Source organism: Bacillus sp. Xin1, assembly GCF_013314535.1.
GTDB lineage: Bacteria > Bacillota > Bacilli > Bacillales > Bacillaceae_G > Bacillus_A.
In genome coordinates this window covers 1-26,929 of sequence record NZ_JABUAE010000033.1, presented here as the reverse complement: position 1 = coordinate 26,929, position 26,929 = coordinate 1, and the positions used below count along the sequence as shown (strand labels likewise).

28 protein-coding genes are annotated in these 26,929 nt (G+C 35.4%); 1 reads left to right on the top strand and 27 read right to left on the bottom strand.

What is annotated here, in order from left to right:
- Positions 1–7: 7 nt before the first annotated feature.
- The 18 genes from HRG09_RS21795 to metG form a co-directional block, all read right to left on the bottom strand.
- Positions 8–1,609 (bottom strand): putative polysaccharide biosynthesis protein, encoded by a 1,602-nt coding sequence (locus tag HRG09_RS21795; protein ID WP_174102910.1) that lies wholly within the window; start codon positions 1,607–1,609, stop codon positions 8–10.
- A gap of 174 nt (positions 1,610–1,783) precedes the next feature.
- Positions 1,784–2,320, bottom strand: coding sequence for a stage V sporulation protein T (spoVT, locus tag HRG09_RS21790; RefSeq protein WP_174102909.1), 537 nt, complete (start codon positions 2,318–2,320; stop codon positions 1,784–1,786).
- A 135-nt stretch (positions 2,321–2,455) separates the two neighbouring features.
- Positions 2,456–5,986, bottom strand: coding sequence for a transcription-repair coupling factor (mfd, locus tag HRG09_RS21785; RefSeq protein ID WP_174102908.1), 3,531 nt, complete (start codon positions 5,984–5,986; stop codon positions 2,456–2,458).
- Positions 5,987–6,093: 107 nt separating this feature from the next.
- Entirely contained in the window at positions 6,094–6,318 is a 225-nt protein-coding gene (locus HRG09_RS21780; protein WP_174102907.1) for an anti-sigma-F factor Fin family protein, read from the bottom strand.
- A 70-nt stretch (positions 6,319–6,388) separates the two neighbouring features.
- A complete protein-coding gene (gene pth, locus HRG09_RS21775; RefSeq protein WP_174102906.1) occupies positions 6,389–6,949 on the bottom strand; it encodes an aminoacyl-tRNA hydrolase in 561 nt (186 codons plus the stop codon).
- Between the two features lie 72 nt (positions 6,950–7,021).
- Positions 7,022–7,975, bottom strand: coding sequence for a ribose-phosphate diphosphokinase (locus HRG09_RS21770; protein WP_000107420.1), 954 nt, complete (start codon positions 7,973–7,975; stop codon positions 7,022–7,024).
- 18 nt (positions 7,976–7,993) lie between these two features.
- Positions 7,994–9,373, bottom strand: a complete 1,380-nt coding sequence (gene glmU / locus HRG09_RS21765) for a bifunctional UDP-N-acetylglucosamine diphosphorylase/glucosamine-1-phosphate N-acetyltransferase GlmU (RefSeq protein WP_174102905.1) — start codon at positions 9,371–9,373, stop codon at positions 7,994–7,996.
- A 496-nt stretch (positions 9,374–9,869) separates the two neighbouring features.
- Positions 9,870–10,163 (bottom strand): septation regulator SpoVG, encoded by a 294-nt coding sequence (spoVG, locus tag HRG09_RS21760; RefSeq protein ID WP_000454042.1) that lies wholly within the window; start codon positions 10,161–10,163, stop codon positions 9,870–9,872.
- Positions 10,164–10,315: 152 nt separating this feature from the next.
- The gene (locus HRG09_RS21755; RefSeq protein WP_174102904.1) at positions 10,316–10,690 is read right to left on the bottom strand and encodes a RidA family protein; all 375 of its coding nucleotides are present in this window, start codon (positions 10,688–10,690) and stop codon (positions 10,316–10,318) included.
- Between the two features lie 348 nt (positions 10,691–11,038).
- Complete coding sequence (gene purR, locus HRG09_RS21750; RefSeq protein ID WP_174102903.1) at positions 11,039–11,887, bottom strand: pur operon repressor; 849 nt, start codon at positions 11,885–11,887, stop codon at positions 11,039–11,041.
- 54 nt (positions 11,888–11,941) lie between these two features.
- Positions 11,942–12,811: a 4-(cytidine 5'-diphospho)-2-C-methyl-D-erythritol kinase gene (gene ispE, locus HRG09_RS21745; protein WP_174102902.1), complete on the bottom strand. Its 870-nt coding sequence runs from the start codon at positions 12,809–12,811 to the stop codon at positions 11,942–11,944.
- Positions 12,812–13,007: 196 nt separating this feature from the next.
- On the bottom strand, positions 13,008–13,187 hold the full coding sequence (gene sspF / locus HRG09_RS21740) for an acid-soluble spore protein SspF (protein WP_174102901.1): 180 nt from the start codon (positions 13,185–13,187) through the stop codon (positions 13,008–13,010).
- A 92-nt stretch (positions 13,188–13,279) separates the two neighbouring features.
- Positions 13,280–13,543, bottom strand: coding sequence for a biofilm formation stimulator Veg (gene veg, locus HRG09_RS21735; RefSeq protein WP_174102900.1), 264 nt, complete (start codon positions 13,541–13,543; stop codon positions 13,280–13,282).
- Positions 13,544–13,820: 277 nt separating this feature from the next.
- Complete coding sequence (gene yabG, locus HRG09_RS21730) at positions 13,821–14,684, bottom strand: sporulation peptidase YabG (protein ID WP_174102899.1); 864 nt, start codon at positions 14,682–14,684, stop codon at positions 13,821–13,823.
- A 256-nt stretch (positions 14,685–14,940) separates the two neighbouring features.
- Positions 14,941–15,822: a 16S rRNA (adenine(1518)-N(6)/adenine(1519)-N(6))-dimethyltransferase RsmA gene (gene rsmA / locus HRG09_RS21725; protein ID WP_174102898.1), complete on the bottom strand. Its 882-nt coding sequence runs from the start codon at positions 15,820–15,822 to the stop codon at positions 14,941–14,943.
- Positions 15,819–16,376: a ribonuclease M5 gene (rnmV, locus tag HRG09_RS21720; RefSeq protein ID WP_174102897.1), complete on the bottom strand. Its 558-nt coding sequence runs from the start codon at positions 16,374–16,376 to the stop codon at positions 15,819–15,821. Before rnmV ends, rsmA begins: the two co-directional genes overlap by 4 nt.
- A gap of 241 nt (positions 16,377–16,617) precedes the next feature.
- Positions 16,618–17,385 carry a TatD family hydrolase gene (locus HRG09_RS21715; protein WP_174102896.1) on the bottom strand — a complete coding sequence of 256 codons (768 nt, stop codon included), beginning with the start codon at positions 17,383–17,385 and terminating at the stop codon, positions 16,618–16,620.
- Positions 17,386–17,564: 179 nt separating this feature from the next.
- The gene (gene metG, locus HRG09_RS21710) at positions 17,565–19,547 is read right to left on the bottom strand and encodes a methionine--tRNA ligase (RefSeq protein ID WP_254610150.1); all 1,983 of its coding nucleotides are present in this window, start codon (positions 19,545–19,547) and stop codon (positions 17,565–17,567) included.
- 364 nt (positions 19,548–19,911) lie between these two features.
- On the opposite strand from metG, the gene HRG09_RS21705 reads away from it, so the two are divergent.
- Positions 19,912–20,196: a transition state genes transcriptional regulator AbrB gene (locus tag HRG09_RS21705; protein ID WP_097897759.1), complete on the top strand. Its 285-nt coding sequence runs from the start codon at positions 19,912–19,914 to the stop codon at positions 20,194–20,196.
- Between the two features lie 20 nt (positions 20,197–20,216).
- Here HRG09_RS21705 and rsmI read toward each other — a convergent pair whose 3' ends face one another.
- The 9 genes from rsmI to HRG09_RS21660 all read right to left on the bottom strand — a co-directional run bounded on the left by rsmI (position 20,217) and on the right by HRG09_RS21660 (position 26,729).
- Positions 20,217–21,092 carry a 16S rRNA (cytidine(1402)-2'-O)-methyltransferase gene (gene rsmI, locus HRG09_RS21700; protein ID WP_174102894.1) on the bottom strand — a complete coding sequence of 292 codons (876 nt, stop codon included), beginning with the start codon at positions 21,090–21,092 and terminating at the stop codon, positions 20,217–20,219.
- Positions 21,061–21,351 carry a GIY-YIG nuclease family protein gene (locus HRG09_RS21695; RefSeq protein ID WP_174102930.1) on the bottom strand — a complete coding sequence of 97 codons (291 nt, stop codon included), beginning with the start codon at positions 21,349–21,351 and terminating at the stop codon, positions 21,061–21,063. Before HRG09_RS21695 ends, rsmI begins: the two co-directional genes overlap by 32 nt.
- A complete protein-coding gene (locus tag HRG09_RS21690; RefSeq protein WP_174102893.1) occupies positions 21,338–22,078 on the bottom strand; it encodes a tRNA1(Val) (adenine(37)-N6)-methyltransferase in 741 nt (246 codons plus the stop codon). The genes HRG09_RS21695 and HRG09_RS21690 overlap by 14 nt, the downstream gene beginning before the upstream one ends.
- Positions 22,079–22,196: 118 nt before the next feature.
- Positions 22,197–22,547: a DNA replication initiation control protein YabA gene (gene yabA / locus HRG09_RS21685; protein ID WP_000412052.1), complete on the bottom strand. Its 351-nt coding sequence runs from the start codon at positions 22,545–22,547 to the stop codon at positions 22,197–22,199.
- Positions 22,548–22,561: 14 nt separating this feature from the next.
- Positions 22,562–23,389 (bottom strand): PSP1 domain-containing protein, encoded by an 828-nt coding sequence (locus HRG09_RS21680; protein ID WP_174102892.1) that lies wholly within the window; start codon positions 23,387–23,389, stop codon positions 22,562–22,564.
- Between the two features lie 5 nt (positions 23,390–23,394).
- On the bottom strand, positions 23,395–24,378 hold the full coding sequence (gene holB, locus HRG09_RS21675) for a DNA polymerase III subunit delta' (RefSeq protein WP_174102891.1): 984 nt from the start codon (positions 24,376–24,378) through the stop codon (positions 23,395–23,397).
- Between the two features lie 35 nt (positions 24,379–24,413).
- On the bottom strand, positions 24,414–25,040 hold the full coding sequence (tmk, locus tag HRG09_RS21670) for a dTMP kinase (protein ID WP_174102890.1): 627 nt from the start codon (positions 25,038–25,040) through the stop codon (positions 24,414–24,416).
- 8 nt (positions 25,041–25,048) lie between these two features.
- Positions 25,049–26,467, bottom strand: a complete 1,419-nt coding sequence (locus HRG09_RS21665) for an aminotransferase class I/II-fold pyridoxal phosphate-dependent enzyme (RefSeq protein WP_174102889.1) — start codon at positions 26,465–26,467, stop codon at positions 25,049–25,051.
- A gap of 82 nt (positions 26,468–26,549) precedes the next feature.
- Complete coding sequence (locus HRG09_RS21660; protein WP_174102888.1) at positions 26,550–26,729, bottom strand: sigma factor G inhibitor Gin; 180 nt, start codon at positions 26,727–26,729, stop codon at positions 26,550–26,552.
- Between the last annotated feature and the right edge of the window lie 200 nt (positions 26,730–26,929).

Sequence of the window (26,929 nt, the reverse complement as noted above, 5' to 3'; positions counted from 1 at the left end):
GTCACCTCTATCCACTCTTCTTCAATGAAGCTTGTACCTTCTCTTGCTTCATAACAGTTCCTAATTCTTTTTTTGTAAAAACACTTAATTTCATAATTAAAAATAGATATACCAATCCGCCAATTGCTACGCCTAATAGTGCTTCAATTGTAGCTAATCCTCTATAACCTTCATCACTCGCTAGTCCAAACCCTTCATAAATACGCATAAATAACATTAACATAACGACCATTCCTAATCCGCTTATCGTTACACCAAATATACCTTGTTTATGAATGAGTGGTTCTTCTACAATTCGAATAAGTAAAGCACTATTTAACAAAGCAATAACCATGAGCGAAATTACCGTCGCAATTGCCGCCCCAGTTACATCAAATTTCGGCATTAACATATAATTGAGCAATAACTTCAGACATCCTCCAAATACAACAAACAATGCTGGCTTTACAGTTTGACCAAGCCCTTGCAAAATGGAGGCTGTTGTAATGGATAAGGAACTAAATAAAATAGAAACAGCTAAAATAGCTAATACAGCTGACCCCTCACTATTTTCAAACAACATAATATTTGCTGGCTTAATAATACACGCTAATCCTAAGGAAGCCGCAACTCCAATCACAAAAGTGATCTTCATCGCTAACTGCACCTTTTGTTGAATAAACAGACGGTCTCCTCTTTCTTTTGCTGCCGTAATAATTGGAATAAGCGAAAGTGAAAATGAAGTCGTCACAACTGTACCAAGCTGCATAAGCGGGATACTTCTGTCATAAACACCTTTTAATACTTTTGCAACTTCTGCCGGTTCTCCCGCCTGAATAAGCAATGTATATAACGAAACTGAATCTGCCATTTGCATAAAAATTAAAACTAAATTACTAACACAAATAACTAGTCCTTGCCAAAAAAGGATTCGGATTATTTCTTTCTTATCGTGTATCCTCTTCCATCCTTGCAAGAAAATAGAACGAAAATTATGTCGCATATAAAACAAAAGTACGAATATACCGATAATCCCGCCTACAATCGATCCCAACATCGCTCCTGCTCCAACTGTATATAAATCAAATTCATGTGCGATGAGGAACAACGATAGAAACACAATAATAGATACACGAATCGTTTGTTCAATAACTTGTGATACAGCTGTCGGCATCATATTATTAAACCCTTGAAAATACCCTCGTGCAACAGATAAAAATGGCATTAACAAGAATGAAAATGAAATAATTCTTAGCAGTTTATCTAAATTTGCATCACCCATGGCTGATGCAATCGTGTGAGCACCAAAAAACAGTGTAAAGAAACCTATACAACCGATTCCTAATAAAAACCAAAAAGAAACACAAATAATCTCCTCTGCTTCTTCCTGTTTTCCTTGTTCCAAACGCTCTGCTACCATCTTAGAAATGATGATGGGGAAACCATAAGTAGCTAAAATTAAACAAAATCCATAAAACGGGTAAATTTGTTGATAAATATAGAAACCAATATCTCCCGCTATATTTTGATATGGAATACGGTAAAAAGCGCTTAATACTTTCGTAACAAAACTTGCAACAGTTAATATAATAGCTCCGCGCCAAAAAGCTTGATACTTCTTCGCTTCCATACGAGAAAACTCCTTTTCCTATTCTCATCCCTCGTATTATATCACAAAGAAAAAAACAGGCTTCTTTTTAGATTTATACAATTAAAAAAGGTAGCAAGATGCTACCTTTTAATGAAATACAATCCTACTTTCCGAAAAAATTCCTTTTCATAAAAAATATTATAATTAAGAAAATTACTGTTCCATTTGTTTTGCTAAAAAACTTGCAGCAGTATTTACTGCCTTATGCTCTACTTCACTTATAATTTCTTCTTTTGAAAAGATGATAACAGCTCCAATTGGATCTCCATTTGCAACGATTGGGCCAACTGTATAAGAACTAACCTTTTCAGTTACACCATCTATAATCGATATTTCACTTTCATCTGTCATAACAACAGATTTTCGATCTTCCATCGTCTTTTCCACTAAATCGCCAACACTTTTATTTAAGTATTCTTTTTTAGATACCCCTGCTACAGCGATAATAGAATCGCGATCACATACGAGTACGTTATGTCCTAAACTATCGTATAAAGCATCTGCATATTCTTTTGCAAAATCACCTAATTCACTAATTGGAGAATATTTTTTCAAAATAACTTCTCCATCGCGATCAACAAAAATTTCTAGCGGATCCCCTTCTCGAATACGAAGAGTCCTACGAATTTCTTTCGGAATTACTACCCTACCTAAATCATCAATTCGACGTACGATTCCAGTTGCTTTCATTCTAATGCTGCCTCACTTTCTACTGATGATGAAAGTGGTGAATTTACCTGTTCATGTAAAAATCACCAACTGTTAGACATAGTATTTTACACATTAGTTCTTCTATGCACGTCGAATTGCATTTTTTATTTTGTTTTAGGCATTTATTACTTCTTTTTTCACGTCAGACAAACCTTTTAATAAATTTTCAGCGATTGTTAACCATTTTGATGTCTCTAATCCATTCGTTTTCATAACAACTTTCAAACGAGAACCTTCCATACCAAGACCAATCATACGGCCAAAACTATTACCAAGCATAAATAATTTTCCACCATCAATATTTTGGCTTGCTTGTTCTGAGAATAAAAACGTTACTTCAAATTTTGTTTGTTTAATTAGTTCAATCTGTTCTTTCGTTGCTAATACTTTAATATTTGCAATTTGTAATAAATATCCAACCTCTTGCGGATAGTCTCCGAAACGATCAATCATTTCTTCTTGTAATTCTTCAATATCTTCAATCGTAGAGACACCTCTAAATTGTTTGTACATCATAATTTTTTGTTTACTATCTGAAATATAAGCGTCTGGCAAGTATGCATCGACTTCTAAATCGATTTCAACATCAATCGTATTTTCAATTCCTTGTGTTCCTTTACGCTGTTCAATCGCATCTTTTAACATTTGAGAGTATAGATCGAATCCGACGGAATCAATAAATCCATGTTGCTCAGCTCCTAACAAGTTACCAGCACCACGAATGGATAAATCTCGCATTGCAATTTTAAATCCTGACCCAAGTTCTGTGAATTCTTTAATTGCTTGTAAACGCTTCTCAGCAACCTCTGATAACACTTTATCACGCTTATATGCAAAGTATGCATAAGCAACACGATTTGAACGACCAACGCGCCCACGAAGCTGATAAAGCTGTGATAATCCCATACGATCAGCATCAAATACAATTAATGTATTTACATTAGGGATATCAACACCTGTTTCAATAATCGTTGTACTTACAAGAACATCATGCTGTCCATCTAAAAACGATAGCATGACAGATTCTAATTCACTCTCATTCATTTTTCCATGCGCATACGTCACACGTGCCTCTGGAACTAACATAGAGATTTCGTCTGCTTTTCTTTCAATATCTTCAACACGATTATATAAGAAATAAATTTGGCCGCCCCTTGCCAGTTCACGTTCTATCGCTTCTCGAATTAATCCCGGGTTATACTCAACCACATATGTTTGTACTGGGAAACGATTTTCTGGTGGTGTCTCAATAACAGATAGATCCCTTACACCGAGCATAGACATATGAAGCGTACGTGGAATTGGCGTTGCTGTTAATGTTAATACGTCAACATTTGCTTTCAATTGTTTAATCTTTTCTTTATGCGTAACACCAAATCGTTGTTCTTCGTCAATAATTAGTAAACCTAAATCTTTATAAGTTACATCTTTAGATAAAATACGATGCGTTCCAATAACAATATCAACTGTTCCATCTTTTAAACCTTTAATGGTTTCATTTTGTTGTTTTCTAGTACGAAATCTACTTAACAACCCAATATTAATTGGATAGTCTTGAAAACGCTCTCGAATCGTTTCATAGTGTTGTTGTGCAAGAATGGTTGTCGGTACTAAAATTGCAACTTGCTTTTCATCCATAATTGCTTTAAACGCCGCACGAATCGCAACTTCTGTTTTTCCATATCCAACATCACCACATAAAAGTCGATCCATCGGACGACCACGTTCCATATCTTTCTTAATTTCTTCAATAGAACGCAACTGATCTTCTGTCTCCTGATATGGGAAAGATGATTCAAATTCCTGTTGCTCCGCAGTATCCGGCGTGTATGCATATCCCTTTGAAGCCTCACGCTCTGCATACAATTTAATTAAGTCATCTGCAATATCTTGTACAGATTTTTCTACCTTTGTTTTGACTTTTTTCCAATCATTTCCGCCTAGTTTGTAAACTTTCGGGTCCTTACCTTCTGACCCTACATATTTTTGTACTTGATCAATTTGTTCGATTGGCACATATAATTTATCATTACCTTGATATTTAATATTCAAATAATCTTTATGGACACCATTAATTTCTAGTGTTTCAATTCCTAAAAATTTACCGATACCATGATTTACGTGAACAACGTAGTCTCCAACTTTTAACTCTGAATAACTTTTAATACGCTCTGCATTTGATAGTTTTTGCTTGCGTTGTGATTTTTTTACTTTCTTATGGAACAGCTCTTTTTCTGTAATTACAACAAGCTTTTGCATTGGCATTTCAAATCCTGCATGCAAATCACCTACAGCAATTTGAAGGCGACCAGGAAGCAATATATCCGTAGACTCTATAATGTCTGCTTCAATATCATAATCACTTAAAATATATTGTAATTTTTTTGCGCGCTCTTCGTCAGTTCCTAATACAACTGTCGTGAAATTCCCTTCAGTCCATCTATCAATTTCTGTTTTTAACAACTGCATTTGCCCATGAAAGTCCTGCATTGTTTTACACGTTACATTAACAATATTTTGTGGGTGCGTATGTGCAATATGGCGTAAAAATAATGTTAAATATACAAAGCTTCTTTTTTTATGATGTAGAAACTCTTCAAATTGGTGTGAGAACGTCAAATCTTGAATAATTGCTCCTTCACTTAGAAGCGATGTATACCATTCTGCTTCTTCCGTCTCAAGATGTGATGCTGTTTCTTGGATACGCGAAATTTCATCTAAAATAACAACACCATTCTCAGGTAAATAGTCTATTAGACTAGCATGTTCTTTGTAAAAAATAGATAAATATTTAAACATTTGCTCTATGTTCTGTCCGTTTTTCAATATTTCTATCTCATGACTAACCGTTTCAAGCACCGCTGTCTTGATTTTATCATCAGAGAGCTTCTGCATCGTCTTCATTAAACCTTCTTCAAGACGCTCCACTCCTAATTTTAGTTCATCTTTTGAAAATAAAAATTCCGTTGCAGGACCAAATTTCACGCTTTCCCTTCTATCTTGAGAGCGTTGTTCTTCTACATCGAATGAGCGGATAGAATCTACTTCTGTATCAAAGAACTCTATACGAAACGGTAATTCTTCAGTTAACGGGTAAATATCTAATATTCCCCCACGTAAACTGAATTCTCCAGGTGCTTCTACCATTGATTTACGTTCATATCCAATGTGATGCAACGTATGAAGCAATGCATCTAAATCAATCTCTTGCCCTAGATTAATTTCGATCTGCTTTTGCTTCCATAGTTCTTTTATTGGTAAAAATCTACGTAAACCAGCAACTGGAACAACAATGATGCCTTGCTCGCCCATTGCTAAACGATTTAAAACCTCAATACGCTGTGCTTTTAGTTCTGGACTTGCAACCCCTATTTCCGACGCAATTAATTCATTAACTGGATATAACCATACATCCTGTTCACCAAGTAATGAAACTAAATCCTCATATACTTTTTGCGCTTGAAATAAGTTGTGTGTAACAACAAGCTGTGACTGCTTTGTTTTTTTATATAAAGCAGCCATTAATAAAGAGCGAGAAGAAGTTGCCATACCTGATACAAGCTGTTCCTTCAATCCTTCTTCTAACCCATTAATAATGGATTGTATTTCTTTGTTTTTATAAAATTGCTCTAATAACCCTATCATTTTCAAAACTCCTCTCAACATAAAAGAGCAAGTTAATATATTTTTATGCAAATATTTTGGAAAAAGAAAACAGAAAAATGCTTTGGACATGCCAAAGCGACAACATTTTATTGTAGAAATTTTTCATACTCATAATACTCTGGATAAGATGAGAGCGTTTCTTGGCACGACTCACAGATTGTTTTTATATATATATTTCCATTTTCATGAAAATGAATCATATCCAATCGTTCTTGCTCTGTTAGTTGAAATAAAACTTTGCTGTATACCTTTTCTGCGGTAATGGAACCCACATTATCTCCACAATGTCTACAGTAATAATGTCCTTCCATACTATCCTCCTAATTGTACAATTACTACTAGTATGGATAAAAACATCATAAAATATTCCAAATTAGAACATTAACCGTTAAAAGTATTCATAATTTGAAGAAATGGTTTCTTTAACCACTCTTCACATGCATCCGCAGCTTTTTCAATGGATTGATTTACCTCTGGCAACTCTTCTGCTGTGAAACGCCCTAATACATAATCCACTACTTTCATACCATTTTTCGGACGATCAATCCCCATACGAATACGTTGGAATTCTTGCGTACCTAAATGAGAAATTGTCGATTTCACACCATTATGACCACCTGCACTACCTTTCATACGAAGGCGCAATTTACCTACTGGAATATCTAAATCGTCATACATGACAACAAAATCTTCCACATCAATTTTATAGTAATCCATAAGTGGACGGATGCTTTCTCCGGATAAATTCATATACGTAAGTGGCTTTAATAAAATTACCTTCTCACCATTAACAAAACCTGAACCATACATCCCTTTAAACTTTTGTTCATTTAAGGAAATGCCCCATCGTCTTGCAAGCTCATCAATTCCCATAAATCCAATATTATGCCTTGTTAATTCATATTCTCTACCTGGGTTCCCAAGTCCTACTATTAATTTCATTCTTGTACCACTACTTTCTTTTTACGATACGAAAAGACGTAACCAAATTTGGTTACGTCTCATTCTATCCAATTAATTGAATAATACACTCACAGATTCTTCTTCATAAACACGGATGATTGCTTCTCCGATTAATGGAGCAACAGAAAGCTCGTGTACTTTATCAATTTTCTTCTCTTCTGGTAATACGATAGAGTTTGTTACAACTAACTCTTTAATATTTGAGTTTTGGATACGCTCAATTGCTGGTCCAGATAAAACTGGGTGTGTACAGCAAGCATATACTTCAGAAGCACCGTTCTCAACAAGAGCGTTTGCTGCTAATGTAATTGTACCAGCTGTATCAATGATGTCATCAATTAAAATTGCTGTCTTACCTTCAATGTTACCAATGATATTCATTACTTCCGATACGTTCGGACGTGGGCGACGTTTATCAATAATAGCGATTGGCGCCTTTAAGCGATCCGCCATTTTTCTTGCACGTGTTACGCCACCATGGTCAGGAGATACGATTACGATATCTTTAAGACCTTTTGTCTCGAAGTAATCTGAAAGGATCGGTACACCCATTAGATGATCGATTGGGATATCAAAGAACCCTTGAATTTGTGGAGCGTGTAAATCTAGAGTGATTACACGAGTTGCACCTGCTGTTTCAAGCAAGTTTGCTACAAGTTTCGATGTAATTGGTTCACGAGAACGCGCTTTACGGTCTTGACGCGCATAACCATAGTAAGGAATAACGATATTAATTGTTTTTGCAGATGCACGTTTTAATGCATCGATCATAATAAGTAATTCCATGATATGTTCGTTTACTGGGAAGCTTGTAGATTGAATAATGAATACATCGCAACCACGAATACTTTCTTCAATGTTAATTTGAACTTCTCCATCACTAAAACGGTCAACAGAACACTTTCCTAGCCCTACTCCAATATGCTTTGCAATTTGCTCAGCAAGTTCCTTATTAGAGTTTAAAGAGAATACTTTCAAATTAGAATTTAGATATTGAGTCGACATCTAGATTAACCCTCCACATTATGATTTTTTCTTATTCAGCAATTGATCAACATAGTCTTCTTTGTTAACTTGACGTGCACGTGCAATCGATAATGCTTTTGATGGAACAGTCTCAGTAATTGTAGACCCTGCCGCAACATAAGCACCATCTTCAACTGTTACAGGAGCAACAAGGTTTGAATTACAACCAATAAATACGCCATCTCCAATAACTGTTTTGAATTTATTCTTGCCATCGTAATTCACCGTAATTGAACCACAACCAAGATTCACGTCTTCTCCAACTTGTGCATCCCCGATATAACTTAAGTGTGAAGCTTTACTTCTATTACCAAAAACAGTCTTTTTAATTTCCACGAAGTTTCCAACGCGTACTTCATCACCAATAACTGAATCTGGGCGAATATGTGCAAATGGTCCGACTGAAACTTCCGTACCAATCTTACTGTCATGTATAGTAGATTGACGAATTGTTGTCTGGTCTCCAATTTCACTATCACGTATTACTGTATGTGGACCAATTTCACAATCAGAACCAATTACAGTTTTACCCTCAATAATCGTCCCTGGATGAAGAACTGTATCACTACCAATAATTGCATCCGCAGAAATATATGTGTTACTTGGATCAATAATTGTAACACCATTCACCATGTTCTTATGGTTGATACGCTTCTTCATAATAATTTCCGCTTGCGATAGAGCGACTCTGTCGTTAACACCTAACGTTTCATCAAAATGCTCTGTTTGATAAGCTGATACAATATGACCTTCATTTTTCAAAATTTCAATAACATCCGGAAGGTAGTATTCACCTTGTACGTTATCATTTGAAACTTTAGAAAGTGAAGCAAATAGTGCTTTATTATCAAAACAATACGTACCTGTATTAATTTCTTTAATAGATAGCTCTACTTCATTTGCATCTTTATGCTCAACGATCTTTTCAACATGACCGTGTTCATTACGAACAATACGTCCATATCCAGCAGGTTCTTCTATGTATGCCGTTAGCACTGTCGCCTTCGCCCCTGCTTCTTCATGATGTTTTAACAATGCTTCCATTGTTTCAGCTGTTATAAGTGGTGTATCACCACAAATAACTAAAGTTGTTCCTTCTTCATTTGCAAGTACATCAGCAGCTTGATCAACAGCATGTGCTGTACCAAGTTGTTCTGCTTGTAATGCAAATTCACTTACGTCCCCTAGTTGTTCTTGTACTTTTTCAGCACCATGTCCAACTACCGTGACAAGTTTCTGCAATCCTAATTGAGATACTTGATCGACTACATGCTGTACCATTGGTTTTCCGCATACAGGATGAAGCACTTTGTATAGCTTGGACTTCATACGTGTGCCTTTACCTGCAGCTAGAATCACTGCAAATCTGTTTGACATATAGACCCTCCATCGCAACCTATTTATCCATTAAAGATATTATCCTAAATCACTATATATTTCAAGAAACAGAGCATAACTATTAAATTTTACCATACTTCTTATAAGATGTTTTACTCTTTAGTATCTTTTTTTAGGAAATAAGATATACTATTTCGAATGATTTTAAATAAATTAGGATTTTACATATAACGTGGGGAATAAAGTAAGGCTTTAATTAGCGGAAATAAATACAAAACTGAAATAACCCCTTCTTTTTGGGTGGGAGAGAGCGTCCGCCCTTGCATAGTAGCGATCGAGGCCTTTTTGGATCCCATGCCGTATGAAAACAAACGGAGTAAGCGAGTGGAGGGCTTCTTTTATTTCCATAACCGGAAATTAGGTGCTAATAAATCGAAATAGATTTACAGCTAAAAAACAAACTCCTGTAAGTGTTTACAGGAGTTTGTTACAAAATTATAGAGCTCTTTTTATTCGAGCCCTTTTTATTCGAATTTTACGAAGCTCCAGCTTCTTCAAACTCAACTTCTTCTAACTCGCCTAAACGGTGATACTCAGTTAAAACCGCATCTTGAATTTTAGAGCGTGTATTAGAATTAATCGGATGTGCAATATCACGGAACTCTCCATCTGGAGTACGTTTACTTGGCATTGCTACAAATAATCCATTATTGCCATCAATTACACGAATATCATGAACAACAAATTCATGGTCTAGAGTAATAGAGGCAATCGCTCTCATACGGCCTTCTGTGTTTACGCGGCGTAATCTTACGTCAGTCACTTCCATCTTGTGTTCACCACCCTTTTCTAAATAAGCGATATGTTTGTATAAATTCCACAAATTTTCTATTTTCCCTCTAATTTTTTAAAAATTTTTAAGATAAAAATTTTTATTTTAATGGAATATAAGAATTAATGGACGTTATCGCTTACAAATATTTATTTTATAAGGGCGATTACTTCAATTTCGACGGAAACATCCTTCGGTAATTTTGCAACTTGTACACAAGAGCGAGCTGGTTTATGTGTGGAAAAATATGTTCCATACACTTCGTTTACATCGTTAAAATCATCCATATCTTTTAAAAATACAGTTGTTTTTACAACTGTATCAAATGATGCTCCTGCTTCTTCTAATACAGCCTGTAAATTTTGAAATACTTGTTCTGTTTGTACTTTTACATCACCGGTTACAATTTCTCCACCTGCTGTTAATGGAATTTGTCCTGAGCTATAAAACATATTATTTACGATAATTCCTTGTGAATATGGACCAATTGCTTGTGGTGCTTGATTTGTTTGAACTACTTTCATATTTTCTCACCCTTTTATTGTTAGTTTCAAAAATAATTTACCCCTACAAACTGAGTTCATCTATTCTCAAACAAATAGAATGTACCTTGCTAGTAGGCGGTAAAACTTTAGCTATATAAATCTCTTTTTGTTTTTCAACATATAAGTTGCTGCTACTAAGAACAAAAAACCACCTAAATTCGTTCTCTCTTTATTTTCACTTGGCATGGGATAGGAAAATAGGCTGACCGCTTCCGCCCATAATTGGATCCGCTCCCACCTCAAAAAGAAAGGATTTATATAAGAAAAGGCTTACCGCCTACTAGCACTTTCATTTACAAAAAAAGATAAAGCGGATGCTTTACCTTTTTATTCAGCTTCTACAAGCCCTTCGTCAAATGGTACAAGTGAATAATTCCCTTTTTCCACTTGAATTGTTTTCTCTTTAATATCTACTTCTGCTAAACGGATTAGAGAAACAAAGTTATTAATAAGTCTTTCTTCAATATCTGTTGATTCTACTAATACACCGATTCCAACAACGTTGGCATTAAACTCTTCTAGCATACTAATCATACCTTGAATTGTTCCGCCGGCCTTCATGAAGTCATCAATAATTAAAACATTAGCACCTTCCGGAAGACTACGTTTTGCTAAAGTCATTGTTTGAATGCGCTTAGATGAACCTGATACATAGTTAATACTAACTGTAGGCCCTTCTGTTACCTTATTATCTTTTCTTGCAATTACCACAGGTACATCTAAATAATTTGCTACCGCATATGCAAGCGGAATCCCTTTTGTTGCTACCGTCATAACCGCATCAATTGGTTGTTTTGCAAATACAGAGGCAAATAAGCGACCCGCTCCATTGATATAACGCGGATTACTTAAAAGATCCGTCATATATAAGTATCCACCTGGAAGAATACGATCTGGATTCTCAAATAAACTACATAGCTCATTAATAATCAGATTTGCTTCTTCTTCACTTATATATGGTATATATTTCACTCCTCCTGCTGCCCCTGGTATCGTTTGCAATGTGCCGACCCCTTGTTGTTCAAACGTTTGCTTAATAATAACTAAATCTTCACTAATAGAGGACTTAGCTGATTGATACCGTTCAGCAAAAAAAGTGAGAGAAACTAACTGACGAGGATTTTGCAATAAATAGTAAGTCATATCGACTAGTCTTGTACTCCGTCTAATTTTCATACCCTCACCCCAAATCACGAATATTCTAACCAAATCATAACTTATTATACGTCTTTATTCAAGCGTTTCTCTCTCTCCTAATAAACGTACTGCATATACTTGTTCACAAAATCCTTTTAAACCATTATAAATGCGATGCATTCTTGAATCATGATGTACTAATCCAAATACAGTTGGTCCACTACCACTCATTAAAACTGCATCTGCACCAAAGCGCTTCATCTGTGCCTTAATACGTGCAACTTCAGGGTGCATCTTAAACGTTACATCCTCTAGAACATTCCCTACAGCATCACAAATACCTTTATAATTACCGCTATTAATGGATTCAACCATCTGCTCTACATCTGGATGCGTAACACGATTTAATTGTAAATTTCCATATACGTCAGCAGTAGATACACCGATATGAGGCTTAGCTAAAATAACCCAACAAGAAGGAGGTGTCTTAATGTGCTCTATTTTTTCTCCTCTTCCTGTAGCAATAGCTGTCCCGCCATATACACAAAAAGATACATCTGATCCAATTTCTGCACCAAGCTCTGCTAGCTCCTCTATTGTAAGACCCAAATTCCATAACTTATTAAGTCCTCTTAATGCAGCAGCTGCATCGCTACTACCGCCAGCTAATCCTGCTGCCACCGGAATTGTTTTTTCAATAGAAATAGATACGCCTTTCTTTACATTGAATCTCTGTTTTAATAATTTCGCTGCTTGATAAGCTAAATTACGCTGGTCGTCTGGGACATACCGATTATGGGATACAATTTCAATGCGGTCTTCTGATAACTCCGTTAGCTCTAAACGATCTGCTAAATCAATTGTTGTCATAATCATTTTCACTTCATGATAGCCGTCTTGTCTTTTCCCTAGTACATCTAACGACAGATTAATCTTTGCTGGTGCTTTCACTAGTAGCTTCAATCTATTCACCCACTCTATGTACTCAATCTTTTATCGTTTATTTTACCATAAATTTATAGTAAGACGATGACACTTCCCTAATTATAACGAAAAGCATTCAGAATGAAACTACTTATGCAAAATGATGGTACCTTTTAGCGTGCAAAAAGCCGAGGAATTTCTCCTCGGCTACCGTAGCATAGAAGTTATCTTACAACTACTGGTTTTGTTTCATTAATTGCTGCTCTGCAATCTCAATGGCCCGTTTCACCATATTACCAGCATCTTTCGCACGAATTCCGCCCCATCCTTCTTTCTGAACAACATCATAGAATCCAAGCTCTTTTGCGAGCTCTTCTTTAAACTGACTTGACATGACTCCTCTTCGTCTACTCAATGCAGGTTCCCTCCTTATTTTGCTACGGTATAATTAGTTTACAAAAAAATGTTCTTCTTTATTTATGGGAATATATGTAACATAGTAGGTCGTTATCCTAAAATAACCTCGTTCTGAGGGTCATCATAAAATGTTAATTCCACGGTTTCTGTCAAAACATCTGCATAGCTATAGGAAACGCACTGCAACGTATCCTCTTGTTGATCTAACTGCACAACAAAAACAGAACGATATGTTTCTGCTAGTACCCCTGATTGTTCCACTGTTTTTCTTCTTCCACTATTCGCCTTTAACATAAGACGCTTTCCAAGATGATGGTCTAATTCACTTTTTATTTCATCTAAACGTTTTGACATATACTTTGCTACACCTCGCTGTAATTTAGAGTGAATACATAAATACATGATATATCTATCCCAATCATTACCCATATGTAATGGACAATATCTTCGCAAGAACCTAATGCGTTCGAATAGATAGAAGAATTACTATATTGTAAAAGTATCATTGTATAGTCTGTACGTTCTTATCTTTTTTTATCCAAACACTTACAAATCCTTGTTTAAGGTACAGCTTTTACCAAGAAAATTAATACTTTTCCCATAAAAAAAGCAAGGTACATATATACCTTGCTTACTCTTCATAATATTGAAATGGTAACCCTGTTCGTAAAAGCCCACGGGTCTCAATACCACCAAGACCTTTTTGCCCAGTAATGGTATTTCGAACAACATCCCATACATTTACGCGTTCCATAAATGAAGTAAAACTAATCTTTCCCACTACATATACTGGATCCAATGCATGAATATTAATACGCGATGGTGAACTAGCAAAATTAGCACCAGCTCGAATTAAAGCTTCAAAATGAGACTGACATGCCCCAGCAAAAATAACAAGTTGATCTAAAGAAGGATATTTCTTGCGTACTTCCCGAACGGCCTGTACAAAATGCCGAGAATGACGATAAGCTGCTAAATCTCCCATAACTCCCTTTGATTTTGTATATGCATCATGTCCTGTAATTACTAAAATATCTGGACGAAAATGATCGATTAAATCGACTACCTTTTCATGCATTTCTGTTTCTTTACAATGTATCCCTTGAACTGGAACACCTATCTTTGTATATAAATCTAAACATTTCCGTAAATATAATGGGTCCCCATCTATATGCAAAACCCTACCTGGCATTTGAAAATAATTAACTTCACTCGTATATCCACCTGTAGAATTATGTTCGTGACGTTGCTTCATCAAAACATAGTCCTGATGAAACAGACGATATGTTTGTTCTATCGTTTCCTTTTCACGCTTTGCTCTTTTTTTATACTCACGCTGATCAATGATAATTAAATCTTCAAGTGGTGCATCTGCTATCAGCCTAACTTCTTCTCCAAACAATATTGCAATTTCACCTTTTATTTCTGTAATACGAAAAAGAATATCTCGATTATATGAATGCCGTTCTACTAAATCTCCCACATGTACAGCCATTATCTTACCTCCAAACTCATTAGGCCATCTCACTAACCATCTTCTTTTCTTAACGTATGAATCCAGAGTAGAAAAGGTGACAAAAAGGACAGCTCCAATGGAGCCGTCCTTTTATTGTTTATCACGCTATTGTGTGCAGTAAGCCCCACACATCCCGAAATTCAGTAAAAGCAAAGAATTTAGGTGGAAAGCAACTGACCGTAAAAGCCCGATTGGTAAGGACTGATAATCAATGGAAGATGAGACCTCCCACTAATTAAAGTTTTACTTTATGAGAGACTAACGCATTACTCAGTGCTACGAATTCTTCAATTGATAATGTTTCGCCTCGTCGTTTTGGGTCAATGCCTACTCCTGTTAAAATACGCTCTAATAACTCTTTATCTTTCGGGAAACCATTTAGATTATTTGATAAGTTATTCATCAACGTTTTACGACGTTGTGCAAAGCTTGCTCGTACTACCTCAAAGAAAAACTTCTCATCTTTCACTTCTACAATTGGTTTTGGACGTTTTAAAAGACGAATAACTGCAGAATCTACATTTGGTTGTGGTACAAATACAGTACGAGGAACAGTCATCACTGTTTCTACTTCCGTATAATATTGGATTGCAATAGATAAAGAACCATAATCTTTCGTACCTGGTTTCGCTGCTAAACGATCGCCGACTTCCTTCTGCATCATAACAACAAATCCGCGCACTGGTAGCTTTTCTTCGAGCAACTTAAATAAAATTGGTGTTGTAACATAGTAAGGTAAATTCGCTACCACCATTACGTCTTGCCCTTCGTCAAATTGTTCTCCAAATACTTCATGCACATCTGCCTTTAAAACATCCTTATTAATAACAGTTACATTACCATAAGGAGCTAACGTTTCATCTAAAATTGGTAATAATCGTTGATCAATTTCAAATGCTACTACCTTTTTAGCACGCTTTGCTAATTGTTCTGTTAAAGCTCCAATACCAGGACCAATTTCAATCGCTCCGCTCTCTGATCCAATCTCTGCATAATCTACAATACGATTTAATACGTTTGTATCAATTAAAAAATTTTGTCCTAAACTTTTTTTGAATGAAAATCCGTATTTTTCAACAATGTCTTTCGTACGATTCGGTGTTGCAATATCCTTCATTTCTTTTCCTCCTGTAATACTTGTTTATATGCTTCCGCAAATGCTCCTTTTGAAACTTGAAACATTTGTAAACGTTTATGTAACTGCTTCGCATTTGTATAACCGATCTTTAATAGTTTACCCATTTTTTCTCTACGACTTTTTGCTTGTTCTCCGCCCACTAGACCAGCATCTACTAAGTCACTCCAACTAATTTCACTCGTATAAGCTTCCATTTCTTCATGAACATTTTCTAAAGCACGGCGAATGGATTCATTGGAAGCATGTTCAATTCCGACTCCTTTTTTTCTTTTTGCAAGTGCCTCTTCTTTCGGTAAGAAAGCATGCTTACAACCCGGAACCTTTTCAGAAATAATTTTCCTAATACGTTCTCCTGGATAATCAGGATCCGTCAAAATAATAACGCCTCGTTTTTGCTGTGCCAATTTTACTTGCTCAATGACATGATCACCGATTGCTGAACCGTTCGTCTCAATTGTATCTGCATCGACAGCGCGCTTAATTGCAACTGTATCATCTTTACCTTCTACAACGATAATCTCTTTAATTTTCATGACTGCCTCCACACTCATTTCGTCTCTACTTAGTAAAACAAAAAAACGAATACTTTTCCATTATTATTTTCCCATTGATACAATTTAAAAAGCAGAGGAGAAAAAACCCTCTGCCTACTCTTCTTATTGTAACACTTTAATCTTTACTTGTTTTCCTCGCCATACATGTATCCGCTAGTTAACTAAATTACATTTTCTTTCTAAGATAACAACACAAAAAAGAATGAACCCCCATTCTTTCTTATTCAACACCAAATAACGCTTTTGCATTTTCTGTAGTTATCTTTGCGACCTCTTCATATGAAATCCCTTTTAAGTTTGCAATTTCTTCTGCTACAAGTTTCACATAGCTTGGTTCATTTCGTTTACCACGAAATGGATGTGGTGTTAAGTATGGACAATCCGTTTCTATTAATAACTTTTCCATTGGAATTTCCATTGCAACTTCCTTCGGTTTTTTTGCATTTTTGAAAGTTACTGGCCCACCCAATGAAATTAAGAAATTCATGCCAATACATTGCTGCGCCACTTCTACACTGCCGCTAAAGCAATGCATAATGCCTCCTACTTCAGCTGCATTTTCTTCTTCTAGAATATCCACGATATCTTGCGTTGCATCACGATTGTGTATAATAATAGGCAACTTTACTTTCTTTGCTAACTGAATTTGTTTACGAAATACTTCTTTCTGTACTTCTTTCGGAGATTTGTCCCAATGATAATCTAATCCCATTTCACCAAGAGCAACCACTTTTGGGTGTGCTGCTAATTCTTCTAGCCAAACTAAATGCTCTTCTGTCATATCAATTGCATCAACCGGATGCCAACCAACTGCTGCATAAATAAAATCATACGTTTCTGCAAGTTCCATTGCCTTTTTTATCGTTACTTCATCAAAACCAACTACAACTGTATATGAAACCCCAGCTTCTTTCATTCTTACAATGACTTCCTGCAAGTCTTCTTTAAATTGCTCTGCATTTAAATGTGAATGTGTATCAAACAACATAGCAAATAACTCCTTTTATATGAAATAAACTCTATCATGTTTCAAAATCTCTATCCTAACAACGTAATAAAAACGATAGCACAATCTTAATACAAAAAAGAAATTTTTAAAAAGATTCCTAACAAGAAAAAAGATGCTTCACGAATGTTACACGTGAAACATCTCTTATTTTGTCAGGATTACTTGATTTTTGTACCATTCGGTAAACTTTGATCAATTGTCGCTAACGATAATACTCCGTTTTCTTCGCCTGCTAAAATCATACCTTGTGATAATTCACCACGTAATTTCACTGGCTTTAAATTCGTTACACAAATAACTTTTTTCCCTTTTAATTCTTCCGGTGTATAAAATTTAGCAATGCCAGAAACAACTTGTCGCTTTTCTGTACCTAAATCAAGTTGAATTTTTAAAAGCTTATCTGCTTTTTTCACAGGTTCTGCTTCTATTACTTCCGCCACACGCAATTCAACTTTAAAGAAATCATCAATTGTAATTTCTTCTGCTTTCGGTTCTTCTTCCTTTTTCTCTTCCACTTTAGGGGCAGAACCTTTCATTTGTTCTTTAATATATTCAACTTCTACTTCCACCTCTAAGCGTGGGAATATTGGCTGTCCTTTCACTACTTTTGTACCAGCAGGAATACAACCAATCGTAGAAAGGCTATTCCAAGATTGATGTGCTTCATCAGTAAGGCCAAGTTGCGTAAAGATTTTACTTGGTGTTGCTGTCAAGAATGGCATAAGCATAATACCTGTTTGACGAAGCATTTCTGCAAGATGTGCCATTACAGAAGCAAGTTTATCACGGTCATTCTCATCTTTTGCTAATACCCAAGGTTGTGTTTCATCAATGTATTTATTCGTACGGCTAACCAATTGCCAAATAGAGCTTAATGCCACTGAGAACTCCATGTTCTCCATTGCTTCTTCTACTTTTTTCAATATATCTTGTGCGAATGCTACTAACGTTTGATCAAACTCTGTTACATTTTCTTTAAAAGCAGGAATCTCTCCATCAAAGTACTTATCAATCATCGCTACTGTACGATTTAATAAGTTTCCTAAGTCGTTCGCAAGATCAAAGTTAATTCGCTCTACAAATCCTTCTGGTGTGAATACACCGTCTGATCCAAATGGAACTTCACGAAGTAAATAATAACGTAGTGCATCTAATCCGTAACGATCAATTAACGTAACAGGATCAACTACATTTCCTTTTGATTTACTCATTTTTCCGTCTTTCATTAAGATCCATCCATGAGCAAACACTTTTTTCGGCAGCGGTAAATCTAGTGCCATTAAAATAATTGGCCAATAAATCGTATGGAAACGAACAATTTCTTTTCCTACTAAATGAACATCTGCTGGCCAATACTTTTTATACTTCTCTTCATTATCTGTTCCATATCCTAGTGCTGTAATGTAGTTAGACAATGCATCTACCCATACGTAAATAACGTGTTTTGGGTTACCTGGTACACGAACTCCCCAATCAAAAGAAGTACGTGAAACTGCTAAATCTTCTAAACCTGGTTTAATGAAGTTATTAATCATTTCATTTTTACGAGATTCAGGTTGGATGAAGTGTGGATTTTCTTCGTAAAACTGTAATAGTCGATCTACATATTTACCCATTCTAAAGAAATAAGATTCTTCACGAACAAGTTCTACAGCATGACCGCTATCTGGGCTTTTTCCACCAACTACTTTGTCACCTTCCATAATTGGATCAACAAGTTGGTGTTCTGTGTAGAATGTTTCATCTTGTACAGAGTACCATCCTTCATACTCATCAAGATAAATATCGCCTTGATCGACAAGTTGTTTAAAAATCTTTTCGACAACTTCTTTATGACGGTCTTCTGTTGTACGAATAAAGTCATCGTAAGAAATGTCCATTTTCTCCCACAGTTCTTTAATTCCTGCTACAATGTTATCAACATATGCTTGTGGTGTAACTTGCAATTCTTCTGCTTTCTTTTGAATCTTTTGTCCATGCTCATCAGTACCTGTTAAATAATGAACATCGTATCCCTGCATGCGCTTGTAGCGTGCCATTGCATCTCCCGCTACCGTCGTATAAGCATGTCCAATATGAAGCTTTCCGCTCGGATAATAAATTGGAGTAGTAATATAAAAGGTTTTCTTTTCCTCTGTCATTGTTTTAAGCCTCCCAAATGACCTCATATGTATTTATAAACAGTATATCAAAAACTGACGCATAAAAACGAATTAATGCTCGATTATCTTTATCATCTATTACTCATTTCCCAAAAAATATACAGTGTTTTTTCTGAAAAAATTGATAAAATTAAAAAATGCAGTAAAAATACTTGTGCAATTCTTTCATTTTCTATTATATATAAGGAGTAAAAAAATCTATAATTCTTTCATAAAATCTATAATTTATGAATTGACGGAAATGTAAATGATTGGTATCATATGTTCATAGGGTATTTTGTCGAAAAATGACGAATTAAAATATAGACTCACAAACTTACAGAATATGAGGAGGATAACGAATATGAAATCTACTGGTATCGTTCGTAAAGTTGATGAATTAGGCCGTGTTGTAATTCCGATTGAATTACGTCGTACATTAGGTATTGCAGAGAAGGATGCTCTTGAAATTTACGTTGATGACGAAAAAATCATCCTAAAAAAATATAAGCCAAACATGACTTGCCAAGTAACTGGTGAAGTATCTGATGGCAACCTTTCTTTAGCTGAAGGTAAAATTATTTTAAGCAAAGAAGGCGCTGAACAAATCTTAAACGAACTTCAACAATATATTCAAGCTGCAAAATAAGCTTCTCAATTATGAGAAGCTTATTTTTTATCGACATGATAGATTTGATACACGTCTCGTTTCGACAAATCTCGATCGTTTGCAACTTTTTTAATTGCATCCTTTGAAGACATTCCTTGCTCGTTTATATAATGTTCGATATGATCGTATACTGATATAGCTTCCCACCATTGTTCCTCTGAAGCAGCTTCCTCTTTTGATCCAGATACCAATATACAAAATTCACCACGAACTTCATTTTGTTTTGTCCATTCAATCGCTTCTTCTATCGATCCACGAATAAATTCTTCAAATTTTTTCGTTAGCTCTCGGCACAATACAATCTCTCTATTTCCAAGTACTTCTTTCATAGAAATTAACGTATCGTCTAATCGATGTGGTGCTTCGTAAAACATCATCGTAGTTGGAACATAACGAAGCTTTTCTAATTCCGCTTTACGTTCTTTTTTATTTCTTTGTAAAAATCCATAAAAATAGAAATGTCTTGTCTCTAACCCTGATGCAATTAACGCTGTAAGAGCAGCGTTTGCCCCTGGAAGCGGAATAACATGATATCGCTCCTCTACAGCTGCTACCACAATGTCGTAGCCGGGATCAGAAATACAAGGCATACCCGCATCACTTACAAGAGCTACTGTTTTTCCATCTTCTAGCTTATCTAAAATTTTCTGTCCACTTATTTCCTTATTGTGCTCATGATAACTCATGACTGGTGTGTCAATTTCAAAATAGTTACAAAGCTTTTTCGTCTGCCGTGTATCTTCAGCAGCAATGATATCAGCCTCTTTCAATATCCGAATTGAACGAAACGTCATATCCTCCAAATTACCGATCGGTGTTGGAACTAAATATAAGACACCCTTTTCATTTTCTTGAAAGCTTTTCTGCTGCCACATAGCGTTCTCCTTTTTGTATGTATTCTTCTTTCTCTTTTCGCCTTAACTGTTTAAAATGATATTCAGCTTGCATCGCTGTCCGTTTATCCTCGTGAGTCTCTAAGTATTTTAAAACAACTGGGAGCCTAGCACGTGTATACCTAGCTCCCTTACCACTATTATGAGTCTGAATTCGTTTTTCTATATGATTTGTATATCCTGCATAATAACTTCCATCTGAACATTCTACTACGTAAAAATAATGTTTATTTTTCTCCATATAAAATCGAACGAAGCTCCTTTGTATATTCATTATTTTCCTCATATACGAAAAGGGGCGGTAAAATTTTCAAATCTGCATTTCCATCTTTAATTCCTTCTATTAGTAGCGTATTTGCTTCTTTACCCGCCTTTGGATATACAAACTGTACACGTTTTGGTTCAATCTTATACTTTCTCATTAATGTTACAATATCAAGTAATCGACCTGGTCGATGAACAAACGCTACCTTACCGCCCTGCTTTACAAGCTGACTACTAGCATATACGACATCTTCTAATGTACACATAATTTCATGACGAGCTATAGCTAAATGCTCGTTAATGTTTTTCTCAGATGCCTTTGGCGTTTGAAAATATGGTGGATTACATGTTACAACATCATATTGATGGCGCCCCAGCTGCTCCGGCATATCTTTTAAATCCCCATGTATTAAATGAATTCGCTCTTCCAGATTGTTATACTGAACACTTCTGATTCCCATATCATATAAACGCTCTTGAATTTCTACACCTGTAATCTTACCTTTTGTTCTTGTACTTAATAAAAGTGGAATAACAGCATTTCCTGTACATAAATCAAGTAAATTCCCTTTTTGAATCGGAACCCACGCAAAATTTGCAAGTAATACTGCGTCTAAAGAGAAATTAAACACAGATGGGCTTTGAATGATTTTCATTTCTTCTGCTAGTAAATAATCTAAACGTTCATCTTCATATAAGTGCATATACAATTCCCTTTCTTATACTTAACCTACCCTATTTACGTAAAAGCAAAAACGATTCCATCTTAACTTTACTCACATGTATAAAAAATTACCTTTCCAATATATTGGAAAGGTAATTTCATTTTTTATTTAAAAATGACAGACAGAATAAACAATCTCCTTCTTTACGTACACTTCCATAATGTAAATTACAGATATGGAAACCTTCTTGATATAGACGAGCTAAGTTATCATATCCTTCACCAATATCCGTTTTAGGTTTCATTTCTTTTCGCTTTTGCGTTTTTTGTTTTTCCTTATTCTGTACTTCTTCAAAACGACGTCGCAAATTTTCATTTTCCATTTTAATATGTTGGTTTTCTTCAAGTAACTCTGCAAGATGTTGCTTTAATTCTCCCAACTGCTTATATAAATGTCCAATTTGCTCTTCCATACTGGAAACAGCTGCAAAAATATCCTTTTTCTCCACAAGCACCCACCTCATTAATCTGTGGTTTGACTCGAAACGACCCCTTCATTAATTAATTCATCTAACGTATATTCCACTATCCGTTCCTTGTCTACTAGTTCCACTTGAATTAATCTTTCTAAAATATTTAATCCGATGACGCGCCCAAGCCCATGCGGCGTTTGTATACGTTGATCTAAATCAGGAAGTTGCTCTTTTGCCGCTTCATACTCGTCATTCTCATATTTTAAGCAACACATTAATCGGCCACATAAACCAGAAATTTTCGCAGGATTTAATGATAAATTTTGATCTTTCGCCATTTTAATGGATACGGGTTCAAAATCACCTAAAAATGTAGAACAACAAAGCATACGACCACATGGACCAATACCACCAAGCATTTTCGCTTCATCACGAACACCAATTTGTCTTAACTCAATTCTTGTCCGGAAAATTGCAGCTAAGTCTTTTACAAGCTCACGGAAGTCAATACGACCATCGGCTGTAAAATAGAAAATGATCTTATTACGATCAAAGGTATATTCTACGTCTACAAGTTTCATATCAAGCTTGTGTTCCCCTACCTTTTGTTGACAAACTTGATATGCTTCTTTTGCAGCATGTTTGTTCTCTTCAACAACTGTCCGATCATTTTCATTCGCAATGCGAATAACTTTCTTTAACGGTAGTACCACATCGTTTTCATCAACCTGCTTTTTTGTAATAACTACTTTCCCATATTCAATACCTCTTACAGTTTCCACGATCACGAATTCATTTTCTGAGATATCAAATTGATTCGGGTCAAAGTAATACACTTTTCCGGCCTTCTTAAAGCGAACACCTACTACATCATACAAAACGGTCATCCCTCCTGCAACCGCAACACTAACTGTTCGAACACAAGCTGCGCATTTACATTAGCGTTGATTCTATTTTTTGCTTCTAATATATTAAAAAGAGCTGATACAATGCGCTTCTGAGCGTAAGAGAAAGAATGAAACATCTCCTTTTGCTCTTGAAAAACGAGACGATCTTCTTCTCCTAGTTGAACATATAATAAATCCTTATAAATAAGGAGTAACATATCTAAACCTTGTTGTAATTGTTCCTTCTCTCCAAAGTGTTTCCCCCACTTTTCTTGTACAAAAAAAAGAGAGGCTGTATCTTTTTCGAGCGCTTCACATAATTTTATCACTAAAGTTCGTGCTTGTGCAAACCATTCATCATTGCACAGTAATAATGCTTCCTCAAAACTATTCGTAAGCTGTGCAGCAAGAGTAGATAAAGAAACCGGAACGCCATCCGCCTGTAATCTCTCAATTAAAGCTTCTGCAGCGAGGGGCCTAAATGTTACAACTTGGCAACGTGATAAGATTGTATTTAAAATTTGATGACTTTGTTCAGTAAGTAAAATAGCCGTTGTATCGCTACTTGGTTCTTCTAAAAATTTCAATAAGGTATTAGCAGCATTTGCCGTCATTCGATCTGCATGCTCAATAATATATACCTTTTTATTTGCCTCTAAACCTGTTTTTGAAAACTCTTCCTGTAAGTCATGAATTTGTTGTTTTTTAATAGATAATCCATCTGGTTTTACAACGTGTAAGTTGGGATGATTACCTGAATCAATCCGTCGACAATTCGTACATGTATGACACGGTTCTACACCTTTTCTTTGTAAACAAAGAAAACTTTTTGCCATTTGAATTGCCGTTTCGTATTTTCCAGTTCCTTTTGCGCCTTCTAACAAATAAGCGTGGGATATACGCCCTTTTGCAATACTATTCATCAACATCTTTACACCAATGGGTTGTATAGCAGAAAGCTGCTCCCACGTCCTCATCATAATGCATACCTCACTTGTTTTATACTTTCCTTCTATTATAACAATTTATCTTCTATAAGCTGAATAACTTCTTCCATAATCTTTTCCATTGATTGATTTGCATTCACAACAACTATGCGATCTGAAAAACGATCTACAAGCTGTAAGTACCCTTCACGAACGCGTTTATGAAATTTCATACTTTCCATATCTAAACGATTCACTTCACGATTAGCATCCTTTTCAATGCGTGCTAAGCCTACTTCAGGTTCTATATCTAGATAGATTGTCAAACCAGGCATACAGTCTTCTGTTGCAAATCGATTAATTTCAAATACTTTATCAATTCCTAGCCCTCTTGCATAACCTTGATAGGCAAGAGAACTATCAATAAAACGATCACATAATACAAGATAGTTTCTTTCCAAAGCTGGCATAACTTTTTCTACTAAATGCTGTCTACGTGCTGCAGCATATAGCAATGCTTCCGTACGTGCTTCCATCATTGTATACTCTTTTTTATGTAAGATTTCTCGAATCTCTTCTGAAATTACGATGCCCCCTGGTTCTCTTGTTGCTATTACTTTTTGTTCTTTCTTTTCAAAGTGCGGTAACAACTTTGTAATTAATGTTGATTTACCTGAACCCTCTGGTCCTTCAATTGTTACAAATAATCCCTTCATCCTAAAACCTACTTTCTTTCTATATCATACACATTCATATATTTTATATTTCCTTGAAAACGGGCACCTATTTCTCCTAAATAAGAAATTTGTTCAATGTGTTCTGTCGTAATTTCTTCTCCATACATAAGTACGGGAATACCCGGTGGATACGGAATGATCATATCCGCTGCAATCATTCCGGTAGCTTCTTGTAAAGATACAACTTTTTTCTTATACTTCTCTAATTGCTTATAAGTAAATGGTAAAGAAGAAAAGCCTTCTTTGTAAGTATACCGAATTGATGGTCTCTTGTCTGTTACCGTACAATTACGTAATGCCAGTCGTACAACTTCTATCGCTTTTATATACTGTTCATTCACCTGCAACGGTAAAATCAATAGAACATTATATGGATCTGCCATTTCTGCGTATATACCTACCTTTTCAAATATAGATTGTAATTCGTATCCAGAAAGCTCACAGCGCGTTTGTACTGTAACTTTGAGCTCATCCTGCAAAGGATACTGTAAGACAGAAATTTGTGGAATACTATGTAATTCCTCTCTAAATCTCCTCACAAACCCCACAATTTCATGACAGCCCTTCTCCTTCATATTTGCTAATGCAAAACGAGCTACATCTAGTGAAGCCATAATCGGATAAGATGGACTGCTCGATTGTAACATACTTAAATAAGAAGAAATTTTTTCTTCATTCACTAAATTACTATTTATATGTAGATAAGAACCCATAGTCATAGCAGGTAATGTCTTATGTGCAGAATGTACAACTATATCAGCACCGTATTCTAATGCTGATTTGGGAAATGGCTCTCCTATACAAAAATGCGCTCCATGTGCCTCATCTACTAAAACAGGAATGTTATGTGCGTGTGCATATAAAATACTTTCTTTTAAATCAAGCCCCATACCATAATAATTAGGATGTGTTAAAATCAATGCCTTTGCTTCTGGATATCGTTCAATAGCTCTCTTAATAACCTCATACTGAACTCCAACTGGCACGCCATACAATCCATCAATCCACGGCTCTAAAAATACTGGATTCACTCCAGCTAACTTCAAGCCATTGATAATAGACTTATGGCAATTTCTTTGTACAAGAACAATGTCATGCTCCCCGCAACATGATAAAATCATTGCCAAATTTCCAACTGTAGAACCATTAATTAAAAAATAACTCTTTTTTACACGATATACATCAGCCAGCAATTGCTGTGCTTCATCTATACATTCAAACGGACTATGCAAATCATCTAATCCTGTTAGTTCTGTTACATCGATAGAAAGTACATCACTAAAACCAACTTGTGCTCGCTCTGGAAAATTCGAACCATTTTTATGTCCTGGAACATGTAAAGATAAAGGATTTTTATCTTTAAACTGAATTAACGCCTCATATAACGGTATTTGATTTTGATTCATGTTTATCTCTTCCTTATTTTTCATTCTTTACTTATTATACAGAGATATTGAGACAAAAAAAATAATAGGCGTGTATGCCTATTTATGAATATGATATTTGAATTTTTCGTAGTTGTTGTAAATAATATATATATTTAGGATCATTCGTTTCAGTTTCTACCATGTCTCGCTCACAAGTGTCACATATAAAACTTGTTTGTACATGTATACCATCATCTTTCTTATTTTCACATACAATACAAACCTCGTGTTTTGTTTCCATATCTTTATCCTAATCATTCTCGCCTAACCGAGAACAATATAAGATATTTCCTCCCCTCTATTTTAAATCAAAATATACCTACTCCTATTCCTTAACACTTTTCTGAAAAATATACATCGCTTTGTTATATATATAATATGAAGCACAATTGGGTATTGTGTTTGTCACCTATACAATGAAATACAACTTTCATTTATACT

Coding starts and splice junctions, on each gene's coding strand:
- HRG09_RS21795 (WP_174102910.1), bottom strand. CDS start 1,609: ATGGAAGCGAAGAAGTATCAAGCTTTTTGGCGCGGAGCTATTATATTA.
- spoVT (WP_174102909.1), bottom strand. CDS start 2,320: ATGAAAGCAACTGGAATCGTACGTCGAATTGATGATTTAGGTAGGGTA.
- mfd (WP_174102908.1), bottom strand. CDS start 5,986: ATGATAGGGTTATTAGAGCAATTTTATAAAAACAAAGAAATACAATCC.
- HRG09_RS21780 (WP_174102907.1), bottom strand. CDS start 6,318: ATGGAAGGACATTATTACTGTAGACATTGTGGAGATAATGTGGGTTCC.
- pth (WP_174102906.1), bottom strand. CDS start 6,949: ATGAAATTAATAGTAGGACTTGGGAACCCAGGTAGAGAATATGAATTA.
- HRG09_RS21770 (WP_000107420.1), bottom strand. CDS start 7,975: ATGTCGACTCAATATCTAAATTCTAATTTGAAAGTATTCTCTTTAAAC.
- glmU (WP_174102905.1), bottom strand. CDS start 9,373: ATGTCAAACAGATTTGCAGTGATTCTAGCTGCAGGTAAAGGCACACGT.
- spoVG (WP_000454042.1), bottom strand. CDS start 10,163: ATGGAAGTGACTGACGTAAGATTACGCCGCGTAAACACAGAAGGCCGT.
- HRG09_RS21755 (WP_174102904.1), bottom strand. CDS start 10,690: ATGAAAGTAGTTCAAACAAATCAAGCACCACAAGCAATTGGTCCATAT.
- purR (WP_174102903.1), bottom strand. CDS start 11,887: ATGAAAATTAGACGGAGTACAAGACTAGTCGATATGACTTACTATTTA.
- veg (WP_174102900.1), bottom strand. CDS start 13,543: ATGTCAAAACGTTTAGATGAAATAAAAAGTGAATTAGACCATCATCTT.
- yabG (WP_174102899.1), bottom strand. CDS start 14,684: ATGGCTGTACATGTGGGAGATTTAGTAGAACGGCATTCATATAATCGA.
- rsmA (WP_174102898.1), bottom strand. CDS start 15,822: ATGAAGGATATTGCAACACCGAATCGTACGAAAGACATTGTTGAAAAA.
- rnmV (WP_174102897.1), bottom strand. CDS start 16,376: ATGAAAATTAAAGAGATTATCGTTGTAGAAGGTAAAGATGATACAGTT.
- HRG09_RS21715 (WP_174102896.1), bottom strand. CDS start 17,385: ATGTTGTTTGATACACATTCACATTTAAATGCAGAGCAATTTAAAGAA.
- metG (WP_254610150.1), bottom strand. CDS start 19,547: ATGACAGAGGAAAAGAAAACCTTTTATATTACTACTCCAATTTATTAT.
- HRG09_RS21705 (WP_097897759.1), top strand. CDS start 19,912: ATGAAATCTACTGGTATCGTTCGTAAAGTTGATGAATTAGGCCGTGTT.
- rsmI (WP_174102894.1), bottom strand. CDS start 21,092: ATGTGGCAGCAGAAAAGCTTTCAAGAAAATGAAAAGGGTGTCTTATAT.
- HRG09_RS21695 (WP_174102930.1), bottom strand. CDS start 21,351: ATGGAGAAAAATAAACATTATTTTTACGTAGTAGAATGTTCAGATGGA.
- HRG09_RS21690 (WP_174102893.1), bottom strand. CDS start 22,078: ATGCACTTATATGAAGATGAACGTTTAGATTATTTACTAGCAGAAGAA.
- holB (WP_174102891.1), bottom strand. CDS start 24,378: ATGATGAGGACGTGGGAGCAGCTTTCTGCTATACAACCCATTGGTGTA.
- tmk (WP_174102890.1), bottom strand. CDS start 25,040: ATGAAGGGATTATTTGTAACAATTGAAGGACCAGAGGGTTCAGGTAAA.
- HRG09_RS21665 (WP_174102889.1), bottom strand. CDS start 26,467: ATGAATCAAAATCAAATACCGTTATATGAGGCGTTAATTCAGTTTAAA.
- HRG09_RS21660 (WP_174102888.1), bottom strand. CDS start 26,729: ATGGAAACAAAACACGAGGTTTGTATTGTATGTGAAAATAAGAAAGAT.